Source organism: Diaminobutyricimonas sp. LJ205, assembly GCF_009755725.1.
GTDB lineage: Bacteria > Actinomycetota > Actinomycetes > Actinomycetales > Microbacteriaceae > Ruicaihuangia.
On sequence record NZ_CP046619.1, the window covers coordinates 2849478 to 2866268 of the forward strand.

Consider the following 16791-nt stretch of genomic DNA (forward strand, 5'->3'; position numbering starts at 1 on the left):
CTACAGCGCGTCCCTGTCCTCACTGATCAGATACTGCAGTTGTGCTCGGGCGCTATGGCGCGCCGCGGGAAGTAGCCCCTCGTCGACAGCGCCGTACACGTGCTCGACGATCGTCGCGATGGTCGCCTCATCCGTCGCGGCTACCATCGCGAGCGCTCGCAAAGCCGCTCGCACCTCTGCTATGCGTGATTGACGGTGCGCCAAAATCTGGTCGCAGACCACAGTGAGGGAGGGATGCATTCCACCGTGTCCGGGCAAGACTGCCACTGGACCGAACTGTCTCAGCCGGGTCAGTGATCGAAGATAATCACTTAGAGCATCATCACCGCCTAGCAGCACGGTCGTGCCCCGCCCGAGGATCGTGTCACCGGTCAGCATGACCCCGTCCGCGCCCGCATGTGGGGCACCGCCGCTGACGTGGAAGCACACCGAGTCGGTGGTGTGGCCCGGTGTCGCGACTACCTCTATCTCGTGCCCTCCAGCGCGTATCACCTCGCGGTCTCGAAGCGGGGGTGCATCCACGCAGAGCTCGGCGTCGAATGCGCGCACCGTTGCGCCTGTCATCCGCGACAGTGTCACGGCACCCTCGGTGTGGTCAGTGTGATGGTGCGTCAGCAGTATCAGTTCAACCTCGCCGCACCCGACAAGAGTGCGCAGGTGCTCCCCGTGGTCCGGTCCCGGATCCACCACGACGACCCGATCCGATGAGGGCGATTGCACGACGAGCGAGTTGGTGCCCTCCAGAGTCATCGGGCCGGCGTTGTCGGCGAGAACCCGGACTGCGTGCTCCGTCCACCCCTCCATGCGTATCCCGGCAATCATGTGCCTGTCTATCACTGGGACCACCACCTTGTCTCTGCGTGTATGTCGGCCTACGCGCAGAGAACCCCAGGCACGCAAGCACGAGGAATTGCTAGCCGCCAAGCCGCCGCAGGCGCGTCAGCCACGTGGCGAGGCCCGCGAGAATCCAGATGGCTCCTCCTATTATCAGGGTTACGTCAGCGACTGAACCTGCCGAGGTGCCGCCGCCCGCGGGCGCCCATGAGGTCATTGCTCCGGCGAGCGCGCTGCCACTCGCAAACCCGACAAACTTCAAAAGCTGATTGAACGCCAATGCGCTTCCCAACTCGTGGAATGGGACCGCTCGAGCAATCGCTATTGGCAACATGGCGAAGACGCCACCGCCTCCAACCCCTGCCAACGTCATCATCAGGAAGAGCACGACCAATGAATCCGGAAGCACGACTAGCCCCAACATTGCAACCGCGAAAGCAAGACAACCGATGGCGAGAGTCGTTGCCGGACCACCCTTTGCACTCAGCGCCCGAGCGCCGTAACTTCCGACGAGGCTCATGATCGAATAGGGCACGAGTAGTAGTCCTGCGATTGTGATCGGCTGGGCAAAGCCGCCTAGCGCCTCCGGCGCTTGCACGACCAGCATCACAACGCTAAGTAGGACATACATACCCGTCCCGGCTAATGCGCCAGTGAGGTGCACGCCCCCAATGTCGCGACGCAGGGCGAGCCGCAGATCGACCAAGGGCGCGGCCGTGTGGAGAGACCTGCCGACCCATGCTGCTAGCGCTGCGATTGAGGTGACGATCAACGTTATTACTGCCCAACCTTGCCAAAGGCCAAGCGAGGAAAGAAGCAGGAGGACTGCGCAGACGCCGATGCCCAGAAGGATCACTCCTGGCCAGTCCAATTGCACACGGGGAGAGTCATCTCGACGAGGTATTACCAAGAACACCAGGACAATGGTCGCCGCGACGAGGATCATCCCAGCGAAGTAGGCCATGGAAACGCCGAACTCCTCAGCAACCCAGGCTGCGAGAGGATATCCGAAACCCGCACCTACAAGGGTGCTAACTGAAAGGATGGCAAGCGCCCTCGGGGCACTTGAGGCCGGAAGTAGTCGGCGCGCGAGGGTCATGGTGACGGGCACCAGCCCCAAGCCGATTCCCTGGACGCCGCGTGCCACGAGGAGAACGACGAACGACTGAGTGATAGCTGCTACGAACAAACCCGAGCCGACCAAAGCCAAGGTCACGATTACAACCCACGTCGCCTTGGAGCCCGTCGCCAGTCGGCCGAGGAGAGGCACGGAGATCGCTCCGGCGAGGAGGGCAATCGTAAGCGTCCACTGGGCGTCGGCGAACGACACGATGAATGTTACTGCGAGTGCTGGCACCAGGGGCGCGCCTAGACTGGTCACGAGCGCGGTGATGCTCGTGACCAGTGCCAACGTCGGGAGAAGGAGGCGTCCGCGCACCGGATGCGCCGATGGCCTTGTCAAGTTACCCCAGGTAATGCATTAATAGATCCAGTATACCGTATATCAATTGGATACCGGGAACGTGCGGTTCTCCGGAGTTAACTCAAAGGGGAGTTACACATGTCTCAGATCAAAAGTGCACTGCTGCTCATGGATTTTATGCCGATCGTCGTTCCCGCTTTCGGCGGCGACGACAATGTCTTGGCGCGGGCTAACGAGGCGTCGGCGCGGGCTCGTGAGAAGGGGGTGCCGGTAATCCACGTGCGGGTGAGGTTCCGGCCGGGTTATCCCGAGGTTGACGCCAGTAACCGTATTTTTGGTCCGTTGAGCGAAGCGTTTGATTTCACCGAGGCGAACCCAGCCACCGGCGTGCATGAACTTGTTGATGTCGAGGCGTCGGACATCCTCGTGACCAAACGTCGGGTGAGTGCATTCGCGGGCAGCGATTTGCAAGAGCTGCTCAGGGGGTTCGGCGTTCGGGAGATCGCGCTCAGCGGTGTGGCGACCTCCGGTGTTGTCCTATCAACTCTGCGGCAGGCCGCCGATCTCGATTACCGGATTGTCGTGCTGGAAGACGCTTGTGCGGACGATGATCCTGAGGTTCATAGCGTCTTGACGGAGAAGGTCTTTCCACGGCAAGCGGAGGTCACTTCGACGGCCAACTGGATTTCCGCGCTCGGATAGTGACTACCGATGAGTTCGCATGGCTTCCTGATGTCGCCAAGCGAGTGGGATTTGGCGGTGCCCTCCCACCCGTGAAGAGGCACGACGGCGACGACCGTCACCTGAGTGCGCTCATATGGGGAAGCGGAAGCCACCCAGCGGAAACAGTGTTCTTGCACGGCGGTGGTCAAAATGCCCACACATGGGACCCAGTCATAGTTGCGCTCGACAAGCCGTCTGTCGCGATCGATCTGCCGGGTCACGGTAGGTCGGCGTGGCGCGTCGACCACGACTACGGCCCGAGCGCCAACGCCAGCGCGGTCATTCGGCTGCTTGATGAACTTGCGATTACGCCGAAGGTGCTTGTGGGGATGTCATTGGGGGGGCTTACTGGAATTCAGCTCGCTGTGCAGCGCCCCGACCTCGTTCCCCAGCTGGTTCTGGTGGATGTGACACCGAACTCTGGGATTCGCGTGCGTAACCTTGGCAAGAGACGGCCCAGTTCGCTCTCCCTGCTGAATGGTCCAGTATCCTTCCCCTCGTTTGACGCGATGCTCGAACACGCGCAAAACCTTAGCCGCGGGCCGGCCCGGCCGTCTCTGTACTCCGCAGTCTGGCACAACGCTGTCGAGGGTGATGACGGGCGCTGGCGCTGGCGCTCAGATTTGCATGGGGGCCCGGGTTCCTGGTCGCCGACTGACCACAGCGGGATGTGGCCGCTGCTTAGCCTCGTTCAGGCCAGATTGACATTGGTGGTCGGCCGGTCGGGCATCGTCACTCACGGCGACATCAGACAAGTTCGCGATCGCTGCCCCGAAGTCAGAGTTATCCATCTGGACAGCTCCGCACACTCCTTGCAGAGCTCACGGCCCATCGAGGTCGCCGACATAGTCCGAGCGGCGTGGGAATCGGCGCGCAAGGGCTCAAGGCTGCCCTGAAATTCCACGGCGCGTTCGCCTGCATCACCGGCCGCGTACTCGTTCGGGAGGTCCGAAAAGCCTGCTCTAGCTGTACGCGCGGAGAAGAGCGCGCCCGATGATCATCTTCTGGATATCAGAAGTACCTTCGCCGATCAGCATGAATGCCGCCTCGCGGTACAAACGCTCAATCTCAAACTCCTTGGAGTAGCCATATCCGCCGTGGATACGGAACGAGGCCTCCACGACCTCGTTGCAATACTCCGAGGCGAGCATCTTGGCCATACCCGCTTCCACGTCGTTGCGCTCGCCGGCATCCTTCTTCCGTGCGGCTCGAACGACCATTGCATGCGCGGCTTCGACTTTGGTTGCCATCTCCGCCAATCGAAACAAAATGGCTTGGTGATCGGCGATCCGCTTTCCGAAGGTCTCACGCTGCTGGGCGTACTCGATCGCAAGCTCAAAAGCCCGGTTGGCGATGCCAACGGCGCGCCCGCCGACATTGACCCGGCCAACCTCCACGCCGTCCATCATCTGGTAAAAACCACGGCCAGCGGCGCCCCCCAAGATCTGATCCGAGGCGATGTTGTGGCCGTCGAGGACCAGCTCCGTTGTCTCCACCCCCTTGTAGCCCATTTTTTCGATCTTGCCTGGAACGGTGATGCCTTGTGCAGTCTCACCGAAGCCCGGCTCTTTCTCAACGAGAAACGTGGTCAGGTTACGGTACGGACTCTCCGACCCCTCATCAGTCTTTGCGAGCAACGCGACGAGAGTGGACGTGGCTCCATTGGTCACCCACATCTTCTGACCGGTTATTGCATATGAGCCGTCAGCCTGTCGCGTTGCTTTCGTAGACACCGCTGCGACATCCGAACCCAACCCGGGTTCGGACATAGAGAATGCGCCGCGCACCTCGCCGGTGGCCATACGCGGAAGATACTTTGCCTTTTGTTCTTCAGTGCCGTGCTGGACGAGTAGGTAGGCGACGATGAAGTGGGTGTTGATGACCCCCGCTACGCTCATCCACCCGCGGGCGATCTCCTCAACCACGAGGGCGTATGTGAGGACCGACTCGCCAAGACCTCCATACTCCTCGGGTATTGTGATGCCGAAGATGCCGAGGTCCTTGAGAGCCTCGATGATCTCGGTTGGATATTCGTCCGCATGCTCCAAACTGTTTGCTACAGGAAGAATTTCCTTATCAACGAAATCACGAACTGTCCGGAGGATCTCCTCCTGCACGTCAGTGAGGCCATCGGTGGTTACTAAGCGAGTCATTGCATTCCGTTCCGTCGAGGGCCCACAGTCCGCGTCCCCCGGGACCCGGACTTTTCCCTGTTTTTATGTATACCTTGATGGACGAGCGCAATCCTCGACCCAGAGCTCACCGGCTTAGAGCAACGAACCTCCAGTCGAGAACTTGGTCATTCTGGGCCTCCGCCCTCTTCGCATACACGAGTACCCGTAGCGTCAGCGCGCGCAATCCCTCACCGACTTCGGCTACATCCTCCACCGAGATAGTTGATGCGAGCGTGTCACCTTCACGAACCGGGCCGCTGTGGTCGCAACTGTGCCAGGCCGCGACAGTGATGATGTCGGGAAGTGTGCGAGTTACCTGCGCGAGGGCGATCCCGATGGTGTGACCGCCGTAAACGAGCCGACCGTTCGGCTGCGCGAACCGATCATGGTGAACGTGAGCCACGTTGAGTGTCAGGCGAGCCAATTCCGGGGCGCTGGTGACGACGTCGCCAGCGTTGAGTGCCCAGGAGTCGCCGGCAACAATGGTGGGAGCATCCGGGAGTGCGTCGAGGTTCCAGCTGCGAACCGCGTTCATGATCGGCTCGACGGACCCTTCACTTCCTACGGTGCCCAGATCATCCGAGAAGCCGGTCCGCACGTCGGGTGAGCTGAGTGGCAGCATCGCGCAACGCCAGAAGTCGAGTACAAGCCGGTCGTCCTGGTCTCGCGTCGTTACACGCAAGGCAGCGAGACCAGCGGGACGACTCGAGGCCTGACGCAGGCCGACGACTTCTGTCAGGGTGTGTAGCGTGTCACCGGTTGAGGGCAGGTGATGGAAGGCGAGCCCCCTGTAGAAGAGGTTTGCAATTACCCGCCGGGTGACCACCGTGGACTGGCCTATCGCTACATCCCAGACGAATGCCGGATCCGCGAGCTCGACGCCCGCCGTCGCCCGCGATAGATGCGCGTCGAGCGAAAGCCGAAGCCGACTGCCAAGGATCGCTTGGTGCGCTGCCGCGCGTCCGGAGGTCAGCGTCAGGCTCGGCGCGCTATCGAATGTGTCTCCCACCTTGAGCTCGTCGAAGTACGGTCCTTCATCTGCTCTCACGCGGATCTCCTGACGTTAAAGTTCGGCGGGCCCCCGCGGCGATGGCCTCATCGAGCATTCGCCCGCGCCACTCCACCGCGCCACGGGCCGCAGTATCCGTGGCGATAACTCCCTGAGCGCGCGACTCCATGTCGGACAGGGCTCGTCGAGCAAAGTCCTTTAGCCGCAGCGGCACCGAGTTCTCCAGATCAACGACGATCTCACCTGCACGGCAGGCTGCGGCCCTAATGACTTTCGCCGGTTCGCTCCCAGAGACGGAATCTACTGCACGACGGGCCGTCATACTGTCGTGCCGATGACTCCGGCAGCGCTCAATTCGCTGATCTCGCGGCTGCTCAAACCAAGCAACTCCTCCAACACTTCTTCGGTATGCTCTGCCAGAGAAGGTGCAATGTGCGTGTCACCGTATTCCGATCCTGCACGCAACGGGGAACGAGCCGAGACGACCCTACCGGTGCCGGGTTGATCGATGTCTACAAGCACGGACGAATCCGGAGCTTTACGGAAGTCGGCTAGCGTCTCAGTAAAAGTCCGGTACTTGCTCCAGAGCGCTCGTCCCTGCGTCAGAGCAGCGGAGACTTCATCCATCGTGCGCACGGAGAACCATGGTCGCAAAATCGAGGTAATGACTTCTCGGTGAGAGAATCGCGCACCCTCATCAGCCCAATCGACGTCCAATGCGTCCCCTAACGCGGCAAAGATGGCTTCCGTACCCGTGACACGGCATAGCGCATCCCATTGCCGACCGGTCAGCGCAACCACCATTAGTCTCTCGCCGTCACTCGTGCCGAAATCCACCCCGTAGCTGCCATAGAGATAGTTTCCAACGCGATCGCGATCGTGGCCGAGTTCGTCTGCCTCAGTGAGCCATCCCATGTTCGCGACCCCTGCGAGCGCGACATCCGCGAGCGCAATTTCGATGTTTGCGCCTTTACCGGTGTGGTCACGATGACGCAGCGCGGCGAGTAGCCCGCTCGTTGCCGTCATACCGGTGAGCAGATCCCACGCCGGCAATGCGTGGTTGACTGGCAGGACGTGATCCTCCGGGCCCGTGATGCTGGGCATACCGACTTCCGGGTTGACGGTGTAGTCAACGGCTCCACGCCCGTCTGAGTGTCCCTGAATGTGGACTTTGATGACGTCGGGACGTCGCGCCGCGAGGCTTTTATAATCCAGCCAGGACGCGTTCGGCGTGTTGTCGATGAGAATTCCGGCGTTATCGTCTGGTGCTGTCGCAAGTGCGATGAGCAGTTCGCGCCCCTCAGCACATCGAGTATTGAGTGCGATGGAGCGTTTGCCTCGATTGAATGACGACCAGAAGAGGCTGTGGCCCGAACGCTGCGAAACGGGCCAGCGACTGTAATCGGGGGCACCTCCCAGAGGGTCGACACGAATGACGTCGGCGCCCAGCTGTGCGAGCGTCACGCCCGCGGAAGGGCCTGCGACAAAGCTCGCATGCTCGATCACCCGCAAGCCAGTAAGCGGCTTCGCTGGGGGAGTGAGAGATGCCATGAAGATCTCCAGTTTTAGATATGTGAAACGAAATGATCACCTCCGCAGCGCCTCGCGCTCTGAAGAGGAGAGCGCGGGCTCAACCGCCCTGTGATTTGACCCCGAGCTCACTGAGGATCTCTTCGGTGTGTTCGCCAAGGGCGGGAACCCGGTACTCAAGCTGGCCGTGAAAACCTCGCGTCAATGGGGAGCGCACGGCGAAATGCGTCCGGCCCTGTGCATCGACGGCAGTAACGAACATGTTGCGAGCAACCACATCCGGTGCCGTTGCTACATCCTCCAAGCGTCGAGCCTGGGAGCAAGGAACTCCGCGAGGCGCCAGCCGGCGCATCCATTCTTCATCCGTTTCTGCTGACAGGGCAGATGCGATGAGTGGCCGCAGTTCGTCCCTCCGATCCACACGTGCATCGTGATCAAGATCAGTAAAACGCTCCAGACCCAGCTCAGCGCACAGCTCGCGCCAGAAGAGGTCCTCGAAGGCGATTCCCAGGGTGAGGTACCCGGCCTTGCACTCGAAAACGCCCCAGGCAGCTTCTCGCCGTGTCCAGGTCTCCGCCCCTGCCAGCGCTCGCGTGAGGGGAGGCGCCAGAGCGAGCAGCAGCGCGTCCGCGATGGCGATGTCCAAGAACGTTCCGACCCCACTCTTCGACGCTTCATGCACCGCGGCCACAACGGCGAGTGCCGCCGTCATGCCCGCCATGATGTCGCCGAACGGTAGGGCGGCCTCGTTGTAGAGAGGTCCGTCCGGATAGGTGAAAGGGTCGAGAGCTCCCACGACCGCTTCGTAGTTGATGTTGTGACCCGTCAATGCCTGGTTCGGGCCCGACTGTCCGAAGCCAGACATCGAGCAATACACAAGCCTCGGATTCAACGATCGAAGGTCATCGTAGGCGAGGCCGAGGCGGGACATCACACCTGGTCGGAAACCCTCAACCAGGACGTCAGCCGAGCGGACTAAAGCCAAGGCGGCTTCCTTGCCAGAGACTGTTTTCAGGTCGAGCGCGACGCTCTTCTTGTTGAGTGCCGCCGCGCGATGCAGTTCGGGATTCAAATCGCGTTGTGGATCGCCCTGTCCAGGGCGCTCCACCTGAATAACCTCCGCGCCCAGCTCTGCGAGCAGGAACGTGGCGAGCGGTCCCGGGTACTGTTCTGCAAGTGAAATGACTCGAATACCGTCCAAAGCACGCTTGATCACGCTACCTCCCCAACTCGTCGATCCAGCTCTACTCGCGCGGTTCCTCGACCGGTCACAACACCGAATTGGTTCTCAGTCCAAACCTCGAGAACCACGACTCCGCGACGTGACTCCTTCTCACCCTCAATTGCAACGACACGCCCGCGGCACCAGCTCGTGTCACCGAGCATTACCGGCACCAGAAGCTGTTGCTCGAACGAGCGCAGTGATCCGCGCGGGCCCATCCATGAAGAGGGCAAGGAAGCAGCATAGGAAACGCGATCGATCCCTAAGTCGTGGGCGGCCGGGAAACCAAGCTGTTGGGCGCTGGTGTCATCGACACACCCGGCACCATACGTTTCGTATGTCCCGGACCGCGGGTGAATGAACGAGGGCATTTCACCCGCCAAACGTGCCCTGGTGAAGCTCTCCAGGCCAGGGATTGGCCGGGTGGCGCCCACGAACATGGTCATCTCTTCTGAGGTGACCGGCCCCCGCACGATCGGTTCCAAGTCCTCCCCAACCGTGAGGTCATCGATGTAGCGAACATGCCTTGGCCGTGCGTCCTCGGCGTCGTACGCAGCTTCGATTTTCAAAAGCTGTTCTTCGGTGTATCGTGTCCGAACCCAGGCAGCATACTTCTGACGCTTCCGCGCCTCAACGGGATCGATGTGAAACAGTGTGGTGCGAGTGGTGGCGAGTACCTCGTCACGAACATCCAGATAGTCGACCTCTACCACCTGCACGAGGGTCAGGCCGGCGTGTTGACCCGAAACCTGTCGTTCAGAAATCAGACGTCCTTGAGGGCGGATGATGTCGCCACAACGCACTGCGCGATGAAACGTCCAGGAGGCGTCAGCAACCACCGGAACGAGCTGCGCCCCGCCGACGTGCACAACTGTGTCATGGACGCTGTAGAGCCAGCACGGATGCGCCTCGAAATTACCGTCTGACGGGGTGCGTGTTTCGCTGTCGTCCACGTAACGGGGATTGCGTTCTCCGATAGCTCGCGCCCAGAATCGAAGACTCGACGAAGTCGCAACCGAATTATGCGCGATGAGGGGCAAGACATCGCCCGGTACGACTTGCTTCATGACCCCAGCCCTCCCTTTGACACGCTGCGCGTCAGAAGTGCGATAGATGCCTTACCCGTCACGGTCACTTCATCGTGCTGGTTGCGGCCGAACAATTCGCATTCGATGATCGCTTCTTCTCCGCGGCCAGACTTGCTGACCACCCGACCACCGATCCACGTGACATCGCCGACGATATTGGGGCGGCGCAGCCAGCCTTCCAAGGAAAGTAGGCGAGCGTCGTCGCCCATCCAATCCGTGACCACGCGCGTAAGCCACCCGAGGCGTTGATAACCGATGTCGTAGATGCCGGGCATACCGACCTCGTCAGCCATGTACTGCTCCCAGTGGCCTCGATGCGGGTGCTCCGTCACGCCAGTTTCCGGGTTCACAAAACTGTCCGCGGGGTGGGCACGATAATGATCGAGCATGTAGCCGTAGCCGCCGTTGTCTTCTCGACCGCCGCCGACTATTCCGTAGACGATCGTGCCGCGAGTAAGCGCGATGTCGCTCAATCTCAACGGGCCGCACAGCACCAATGGGATCTCCTCACCCACCGAGGTGTCGTCCCAATAGCGGATCTCCCGCCCGCGGACCAAGCCCTCTTGGCTAACGAGCGTCTCAGCGAAGCCGTCCAGCTCGCCCTGGGTCCAAGACACTGCACGGGGAGCGTAGTTCAAGCTACCCTTGCCCGCTCCACGGCGTGGGATGCGCATGGTGTAGACCTCCGTCTCGACAATCAAGCGTCCAGCGGCGTCACGGCACTGGGTTACGCCCTTCTGCATGATCATCGAGGACGCAGCTCGTCCGGACTTCTCTTCGGCGGACACCAACCGCCCACTCTGTGACAGCACATCGCCCGGCCCGTAGAGACCGTGAAAGCGCCAGCGCGCTCCACCATAGATCCATTGGACTCCGCGCAATCCGGGCGCGATGATGGCCGTTCCAACCATGGTGGGTGGCGCGAGCGGCCGCCCCCAACGAGAACGATGGCCGCGCGTTGGATCGCGATATAGTGGATTGGTGCTGCCGATGTAGCTCGCGTAGTCGCGGGTGTTGTCCGCGGAAACCTCGATGGTCGTACGAGCGCCCCGGAAGTCGTAGCCCAAGAGCCTTCGCGCGTCCGCCAGGCTCTCATCGGTGAGGTCGGATCTTAGAGCTGAGCGACGAAGCACATCCGCCTCCGACCCGCTTAGCGAGCCGGAGAGAGCCTTGTCAGTCATCTTGCTGCCTGGCCCTCTACAACACGCTCAGGGTCACGGAACTTCCAGAAGTCAGGCTCGCGCTTCTCCCAGAAGGCGGTCTGCGCTTCCTGAACTTCGGGCCCAAGTGGGAACTGCGGGGCCATCATCTGCACGAAACGGCGAATCGAACCAGACATCTCATCCACCTCTGAGTCGAAGGTTGCCTTCAGAATCTCGATGCAGGTCGGGTTCTTCGTGAGAATCTCTTCGGCCCATCGGTCCGCTTCGGCGTCCACCTCGTTGAGCGGGACCACCGTGTTCACCAAGCCCATCTCGAGGGCTTGGGCAGCGTCGTATTTCCGGCAGAGCATCCACATCTCCCGTGCCTTCTTCGGGCCCACCACGCTTGAGGCGTAACGGACGAAGTAGCTGTCTGCGGGACTGGCGACTACCGGACCGTTCTGACCAAAGACGGCGTTCTCCGCAGCAATCGTGAAATCACACGTGTATGCAAGGTGGTTTCCGCCGCCGATCGCGTAGCCTTTGACGACCGCTATGACGGGCTTGCGGCAGAAGCGAATGATGCGGTTGAGTGGCTCATCCATGAAGAACTGCGCGCGGGTTCGAACGCCCTCCCACTTGATGTCACCGCCAGCGGAGAATGCCCGATCGCCGGCACCGGTCAAAATCACGACTCCGACCAGCGGGTCGTTGCTCGCATCGTCGAAGGCTTCGACCATTTCATCGACGGTGTGGTCAGTGAAAGAGTTCAGCCGCTCTGGCCTGTTGAAGGTGACTCGAGCAACCTTGCCACCCTCGACACGATCCTTTTTCTCGTAGATGAGGTGATCAAAATCAAATCCCTCAACGCGTTCCCATTCTTTCCAAGCCATGACCATTCTCCTTTGCTAAACCAGCCGAATAGATTCGTGCGATTGCCTTGCTCGCAAAGTCACATCGTGTAACCACCGTTCACGCTGATGTTCTGTCCGGTGATGAAAGATCCGGCATCCGAACCCAAGAACACAATGAGGTTTGCAACTTCGCTCGGCCGCCCCACCCTACGGAGGGGGTAGCGCTTGATCACCTTTGCCAGGAACTCTTCCGAATGGTCACGATCGCGATGCATTGAGTGGGCGCCTACTTCGTCGCTCGACTCGGGGAGCGTCATACTTGGGCACACTCCGTTGACCGTGATCCCGTGCCGACCGACCTCGCGAGCGAGAGTACGAACGAAGCCCATTACTCCCGCCTTCGCCGCCGAATAGATCGACTCGGTGTACTCTCCCGTCTTCCCGGCATCCGAGGAAATGCAAATCACACGCCCGGACTCCCGCTTGAGCATGCCGGGAAGGACTGCCTTCGTGACGTACAGCGTCCCCCACAGATTGAGATCGACCTCCCGCTCGGCCACAGCCCAATCCTTCTCCACGAACAAGCGGTGCTCAGACCAACCCACGTTGTTGACAAGAACGTCGGGAACACCGAACTTCTCGACCGCCGTCTCCACCAACCGATCTGCATCGTCACGGTTTGTGACGTCGCACTGGACAGCGATCGCGTTCCCGCTTCCACGACTGTCGACTAGTCGCGCTAGGGTCTCTGCCGCTTCTAAGTCAATGTCAGCGATGACGACATTCGCACCCTCTGCGGCGAACTGGAGCACCGCGGCCCGTCCAATGTTGGACGCACCCCCGGTGACAATTACGCACCTGTTCTCCAGGTCAAGTTGCATATCAGACGCCCTTCTCGTTGAACGCCACAACGCCTGCAGTAGCGTCCGGGTAGCAGCTGAAATACTCTTGAACGGTCAACCGCTCAAGATCCAACGCGTCCCGCAACGGAAGCTCGACGCCGCGGGCGGCAACGCGTTTCGTCATACCGAGTCCGGTCCGGCTTTTGGGCCGAAGCTGGCTCAACAGCTCTTCCAAGCCCGCATCCAGATGCTCTCGTGGGTAGCTTCGGAGCGCGATGCCATATGCCACTGATTCTGGACCGTTGAGTCGGCGACCTGTGTACAGCAGTTCCAGTGCGGGCTGCATGCCTACGCGCCTAGGCAAACGTTGCGTACCGCCAGCGCCTGGGATCAGGAACCTGTTGGCATGTTGGTCACCGATGGACGAGTCGTCCGTGCAGATGATCAGATCACAACACAAGGCCAGTTCAAGCCCCCCCGCAAGCGCGTAGCCGTCGATGACCGCGATCGTGGGCAATTCAAGATTCTCGACTTTGAGGAAGAGATCCCGCATCGCAGCCGTGAAAGCGAGGTGGCGGCCAGCATCTTCCATCATGTTCTCTTCATGAAGTGCCTTCAGGTCTCCGCCTGCCGAGAACGCGCGCCCGCCTGCTCCGCGAACCACCACTGCGACAACTGAAGAATCTTCCTTGGCAACATCGAGTGCCCCAGAAAGATCGTCCATGAAGTCCCAGTTGATGGCATTCATCGCGTGCGGACGGTTCAGCGTTATATGGGCAACGCGATCTCGAATGTCGAGTAAAACGGCCTGATTGCTCTCGGAAACATTTGTCTGGGTCATTTTTCCCCCATTGTCGTGTGGTTGGTCTGAGGCAGCGCCTCACTTCTCTCGAGCTCGCGCCGAGCCAGAATTTTTTCCTTAAGGGCGAACTTGCGTAGTTTGCCCAGCGAGGTCCGCGGGAGTTCATCGACTGTTTCCACGTATTCGGGAATGAACTGTCGCGTCAACCCCGCCTCATCGAGGTATTCGCGTATCTCCTCGACGGTTAATTGCTCGCCAGGATCGACCAGCTCAAGGACCGCACACACTCTCTCGCCAAGCCGTCGATCTGGCAGCCCGATAACGGCGGCTTGACGGATCCTCGGATGGCCGTTAAGGAGATGCTCCACTTCCACGACCGGGACGTTCTCCCCTCCGCGAATGACCAGTTCTTTTGATCGACCCGCGATCGTCAGGAAACCATCTTCATCAAGGAAACCAAGGTCGCCACTACGAAACCAGCCGTCGGCGGTCAAAGCCTGCTGCGTCAGGTTCTCACGTCCGTAGTAACCCGGCGTAACCGAAGGTCCGCGCACCGCAATCTCCCCGACGCTGCCGGTGGGCACGCTTTCGCCGGCCGGCCCGAGGACCCGGATCTCGGCCGACAAAAGAGGTCGTCCGTCAGACGTGGCTAGCTTCTCGGCTGGATCGTCAGGACTTCCACAGGTACCGTAAAGAACCTCGCTCATCCCCCACCCCGGGCACAGCCGAAGCCCTGGCATGCGGTGCTGAAGCTCGGCTATGACCTGGCGAGGAATCGCGCCACCACTCACCCGAACTCGTGTCCAGCTAGAAATGTCGCGCTGGCTGAAATCGCTGTGGTCCAGAATGTCCATGAGGTAGGTGGGCATAGCCGGCCCATAGGTGACCCGCTCGTCCTCGATTACCCTTAGCGCGGTGCCTGCATCCCACGAGTCCATATATATGGTGGTGGTCCCCAACGCCAGTGGGACATAAAGCCCGTTGAGGAAGCCTGCCGCGTGCCCGAGCGTGGTGGGGACGAAGAACCGGTCCTCGCTCGTCAATTCCAGTCGCTCGATCAACGCGCGCGCGCTGGACAGAATTGTACGGGCGGTATGCATGACACCCTTCGGCTCACCCGTTGTTCCGCTCGTGAAGTTCAGGAGGAGGAGGTCGTCCGGCCCCCGCACGAACTCGCCAGCGCCGATTGCGGCGCGGGCGCCGGCAAGCTCGGGTGCGTTGCCTGCTTCAAGAAGCTCCTCCCAAATCAAGGCGCCCTCGGTGTCGCCGGTCTGTCCGATTGCGATGACCTGCCGAAACAGAGGAATTCCGCCGGCGCTGGCAAGGTCGAGGGCCTCGTGGACGTACTCACGCTTCCCCAGCCGCGCCGGGACGAACATCGTAGTCGCCCCACCGATGGCGAGCTGGCGTGACAGGTCACGGCCGCGGTAGATCGTAGAGATCGGCATCACAACGGCGCCTATTGCGGTGGCCGCAAGGTAAGTCACGTACGACTGGTGCCAGTTCGGGACCTGCAGGGCGAGAACATCTCCCGCTCCGACCCCAAGCTTCTGTAAGGCAGCACCAAATGCCGTCACCTGATCCCAAAGCTCGGCTACCGTTAGCCTGCCACTGAGGACTGGCGCGCCGTCTCGTTTCGATGCGGCGACATCGTATGAACAGACCGCCTCTTGCTCCGGCGACCGCTGCCTCCAGGACCTCAAGAGTGAGATGACGTTCAGCTGCATGCCCTCACCACCTATCGGTTCACGCTTCCTGAGGTTCGGCGTCATTTCAAGCAGCAGGTTTGCTATAGGGGAGGGACTCACTCACCTTAGGCTTGCCATAGGGGAGGGACTCACGACCGATCACCTCACGCGCGACAATCATCTTCATGATCTGAGCGGTTCCGTCACCGAGTTCGAAGCCCATAACGTCCCTCATACGGCGATCGTGCGGGAGATCGGAACTGAATCCGGGCCAACCGGCAAGAAGGACGCAATCGTGCAAGGCCTGGAAAGCTGCCTCGCAGCCGTACCACTTGACCATTGCGGCCTCCTTCGAGTGCGGAAGGCCCGCGTCCTTTTGCGCGAGAACCTTGTAAGCCAGCAGCTTTGCGGCTTCGAGCTTTGTGGCATGTTCAGCGATTGGGAAGTTCACTCCCTGAAACCGGGAAAGTGAGCCACCGAACGCCTGCCTAGCCCGGACGTACTCGGTAACCTCCGCGAGGGACTTCTCTGCGGCTCCGATGCACACGAGGGCGAGGAATGCGCGGTTGTAGTCAAAGAACTGCATAGCCTCCCGGAATCCCTCGTTCTCGCGGCCGATCAGATTCTCAGCGGGGATCCGGAGGTTGTCGTAGTACGCCTGCCCCCGTTTGGTGACACGCTGTCCCGCGCTCTGATAGATGCGGGATTCAATCCCGTCGACATTCCAGTCCGTGGCGAAGAGCGACACACCTTTGGCACCAGGGCCACCCGTCCGCGCAAAGATGAGCCCCCAGTCGGCCAGGCCTGCATAAGAGACCGACCCCTTCTCACCACTGATCACCCATTCGTCACCATCACGCTCAGCGGTAGTCCGCAATGAGCCGGCGTCGGAGCCTGCCTCAGGCTCGGTGATTGTAATGGCGAAGGGAGAACCGGCGGCGACCATCGGAGCATATTTATCACGAACAGTTGGGCTCATCAAGTGCATGAGTTCACCGAAGAAAACGCCGTTCACGACCATAATCGCAAGCCCGACGTCGGCGCGTCCCATCTCGTAGGCCGCTGCGCCACACTGGACGAACGTTGCGGAGGAACCGCCATTCTCCGACGGGATGCGGAGACTCGTCAGGCCGGTTTCGGCGAGGTCCTTAAAGATCTGAGGATCAATCGTTTCTCCGCGGTCCCAAGATTCGGCGTGCGGGACGATGCGTTCCTCACAGAATGCGCGTGTCATGTCCGCGAGTGCGATCGCGTCTTCGTCCAGTCTGAAATCCATGGCTATTCAACCCTCCGATGTCGTGTGTATCCTGTATACCGCATCGCCATGGGCGCCGCAACACAGGCGTCCCAGATGATAGAAACCACGGGTTGCGAAAGGAGAGCGTCTACCTCGCGGGGGCCGCTTTAGAGGCGATAGTCGCGAATATCGATGGGTTTTAGAATGCTGGATGGCTTGCTAC

15 protein-coding genes are annotated in these 16791 nt (G+C 60.7%); 2 read left to right on the top strand and 13 right to left on the bottom strand.

Going from position 1 to position 16791, the window contains the following annotated elements; translation table 11 throughout:
* Both GO591_RS13905 and GO591_RS13910 read right to left on the bottom strand, forming a co-directional pair.
* On the bottom strand, nucleotides 1-837 hold the full coding sequence (locus tag GO591_RS13905) for an MBL fold metallo-hydrolase (protein WP_232466187.1): 837 nt from the start codon (nucleotides 835-837) through the stop codon (nucleotides 1-3).
* Nucleotides 838-913: 76 nt separating this feature from the next.
* Nucleotides 914-2272 (bottom strand): MFS transporter, encoded by a 1359-nt coding sequence (locus tag GO591_RS13910; protein ID WP_157157365.1) that lies wholly within the window; start codon nucleotides 2270-2272, stop codon nucleotides 914-916.
* Between the two features lie 123 nt (nucleotides 2273-2395).
* Here GO591_RS13910 and GO591_RS13915 point away from each other — a divergent pair, with 123 nt between their 5' ends.
* A complete protein-coding gene (locus tag GO591_RS13915) occupies nucleotides 2396-2959 on the top strand; it encodes a cysteine hydrolase family protein (protein ID WP_157157366.1) in 564 nt (187 codons plus the stop codon).
* 146 nt (nucleotides 2960-3105) lie between these two features.
* On the top strand, nucleotides 3106-3876 hold the full coding sequence (locus GO591_RS16160; RefSeq protein ID WP_370455356.1) for an alpha/beta fold hydrolase: 771 nt from the start codon (nucleotides 3106-3108) through the stop codon (nucleotides 3874-3876).
* Nucleotides 3877-3942: 66 nt separating this feature from the next.
* Here the strand turns inward: GO591_RS16160 and GO591_RS13925 are convergent, their stop codons facing one another.
* The 11 genes from GO591_RS13925 to GO591_RS13975 all read right to left on the bottom strand — a co-directional run bounded on the left by GO591_RS13925 (nucleotide 3943) and on the right by GO591_RS13975 (nucleotide 16607).
* A complete protein-coding gene (locus GO591_RS13925; protein ID WP_157157368.1) occupies nucleotides 3943-5133 on the bottom strand; it encodes an acyl-CoA dehydrogenase family protein in 1191 nt (396 codons plus the stop codon).
* A gap of 106 nt (nucleotides 5134-5239) precedes the next feature.
* A complete protein-coding gene (locus GO591_RS13930; RefSeq protein ID WP_157157369.1) occupies nucleotides 5240-6202 on the bottom strand; it encodes a MaoC family dehydratase in 963 nt (320 codons plus the stop codon).
* Between the two features lie 279 nt (nucleotides 6203-6481).
* Nucleotides 6482-7714, bottom strand: coding sequence for a CoA transferase (locus GO591_RS13935; RefSeq protein ID WP_157157370.1), 1233 nt, complete (start codon nucleotides 7712-7714; stop codon nucleotides 6482-6484).
* A gap of 79 nt (nucleotides 7715-7793) precedes the next feature.
* A complete protein-coding gene (locus GO591_RS13940) occupies nucleotides 7794-8909 on the bottom strand; it encodes a CaiB/BaiF CoA transferase family protein (RefSeq protein WP_157157371.1) in 1116 nt (371 codons plus the stop codon).
* Nucleotides 8906-9982, bottom strand: coding sequence for an FAS1-like dehydratase domain-containing protein (locus GO591_RS13945; protein ID WP_157157372.1), 1077 nt, complete (start codon nucleotides 9980-9982; stop codon nucleotides 8906-8908). Before GO591_RS13945 ends, GO591_RS13940 begins: the two co-directional genes overlap by 4 nt.
* Nucleotides 9979-11184 carry an FAS1-like dehydratase domain-containing protein gene (locus GO591_RS13950; RefSeq protein ID WP_157157373.1) on the bottom strand — a complete coding sequence of 402 codons (1206 nt, stop codon included), beginning with the start codon at nucleotides 11182-11184 and terminating at the stop codon, nucleotides 9979-9981. The genes GO591_RS13945 and GO591_RS13950 overlap by 4 nt, the downstream gene beginning before the upstream one ends.
* Nucleotides 11181-12038 carry an enoyl-CoA hydratase-related protein gene (locus GO591_RS13955; protein WP_157157374.1) on the bottom strand — a complete coding sequence of 286 codons (858 nt, stop codon included), beginning with the start codon at nucleotides 12036-12038 and terminating at the stop codon, nucleotides 11181-11183. Before GO591_RS13955 ends, GO591_RS13950 begins: the two co-directional genes overlap by 4 nt.
* Before the next feature lie 59 nt (nucleotides 12039-12097).
* A complete protein-coding gene (locus tag GO591_RS13960) occupies nucleotides 12098-12880 on the bottom strand; it encodes an SDR family NAD(P)-dependent oxidoreductase (protein ID WP_157157375.1) in 783 nt (260 codons plus the stop codon).
* Nucleotide 12881: 1 nt separating this feature from the next.
* On the bottom strand, nucleotides 12882-13682 hold the full coding sequence (locus GO591_RS13965) for an enoyl-CoA hydratase/isomerase family protein (protein WP_157157376.1): 801 nt from the start codon (nucleotides 13680-13682) through the stop codon (nucleotides 12882-12884).
* On the bottom strand, nucleotides 13679-15451 hold the full coding sequence (locus GO591_RS13970) for an AMP-binding protein (protein WP_157157377.1): 1773 nt from the start codon (nucleotides 15449-15451) through the stop codon (nucleotides 13679-13681). Before GO591_RS13970 ends, GO591_RS13965 begins: the two co-directional genes overlap by 4 nt.
* Entirely contained in the window at nucleotides 15417-16607 is a 1191-nt protein-coding gene (locus tag GO591_RS13975; protein WP_157157378.1) for an acyl-CoA dehydrogenase family protein, read from the bottom strand. The genes GO591_RS13970 and GO591_RS13975 overlap by 35 nt, the downstream gene beginning before the upstream one ends.
* Between the last annotated feature and the right edge of the window lie 184 nt (nucleotides 16608-16791).

Bases quoted from the DNA above. Each gene is read 5' to 3' on its own strand.
- GO591_RS13915 (WP_157157366.1), top strand. From the start codon at position 2,396: ATGTCTCAGATCAAAAGTGCACTGCTGCTCATGGATTTTATGCCGATC.
- GO591_RS13925 (WP_157157368.1), bottom strand. From the start codon at position 5,133: ATGACTCGCTTAGTAACCACCGATGGCCTCACTGACGTGCAGGAGGAG.
- GO591_RS13935 (WP_157157370.1), bottom strand. From the start codon at position 7,714: ATGGCATCTCTCACTCCCCCAGCGAAGCCGCTTACTGGCTTGCGGGTG.
- GO591_RS13945 (WP_157157372.1), bottom strand. From the start codon at position 9,982: ATGAAGCAAGTCGTACCGGGCGATGTCTTGCCCCTCATCGCGCATAAT.
- GO591_RS13950 (WP_157157373.1), bottom strand. From the start codon at position 11,184: ATGACTGACAAGGCTCTCTCCGGCTCGCTAAGCGGGTCGGAGGCGGAT.
- GO591_RS13955 (WP_157157374.1), bottom strand. From the start codon at position 12,038: ATGGCTTGGAAAGAATGGGAACGCGTTGAGGGATTTGATTTTGATCAC.
- GO591_RS13960 (WP_157157375.1), bottom strand. From the start codon at position 12,880: ATGCAACTTGACCTGGAGAACAGGTGCGTAATTGTCACCGGGGGTGCG.
- GO591_RS13965 (WP_157157376.1), bottom strand. From the start codon at position 13,682: ATGACCCAGACAAATGTTTCCGAGAGCAATCAGGCCGTTTTACTCGAC.
- GO591_RS13975 (WP_157157378.1), bottom strand. From the start codon at position 16,607: ATGGATTTCAGACTGGACGAAGACGCGATCGCACTCGCGGACATGACA.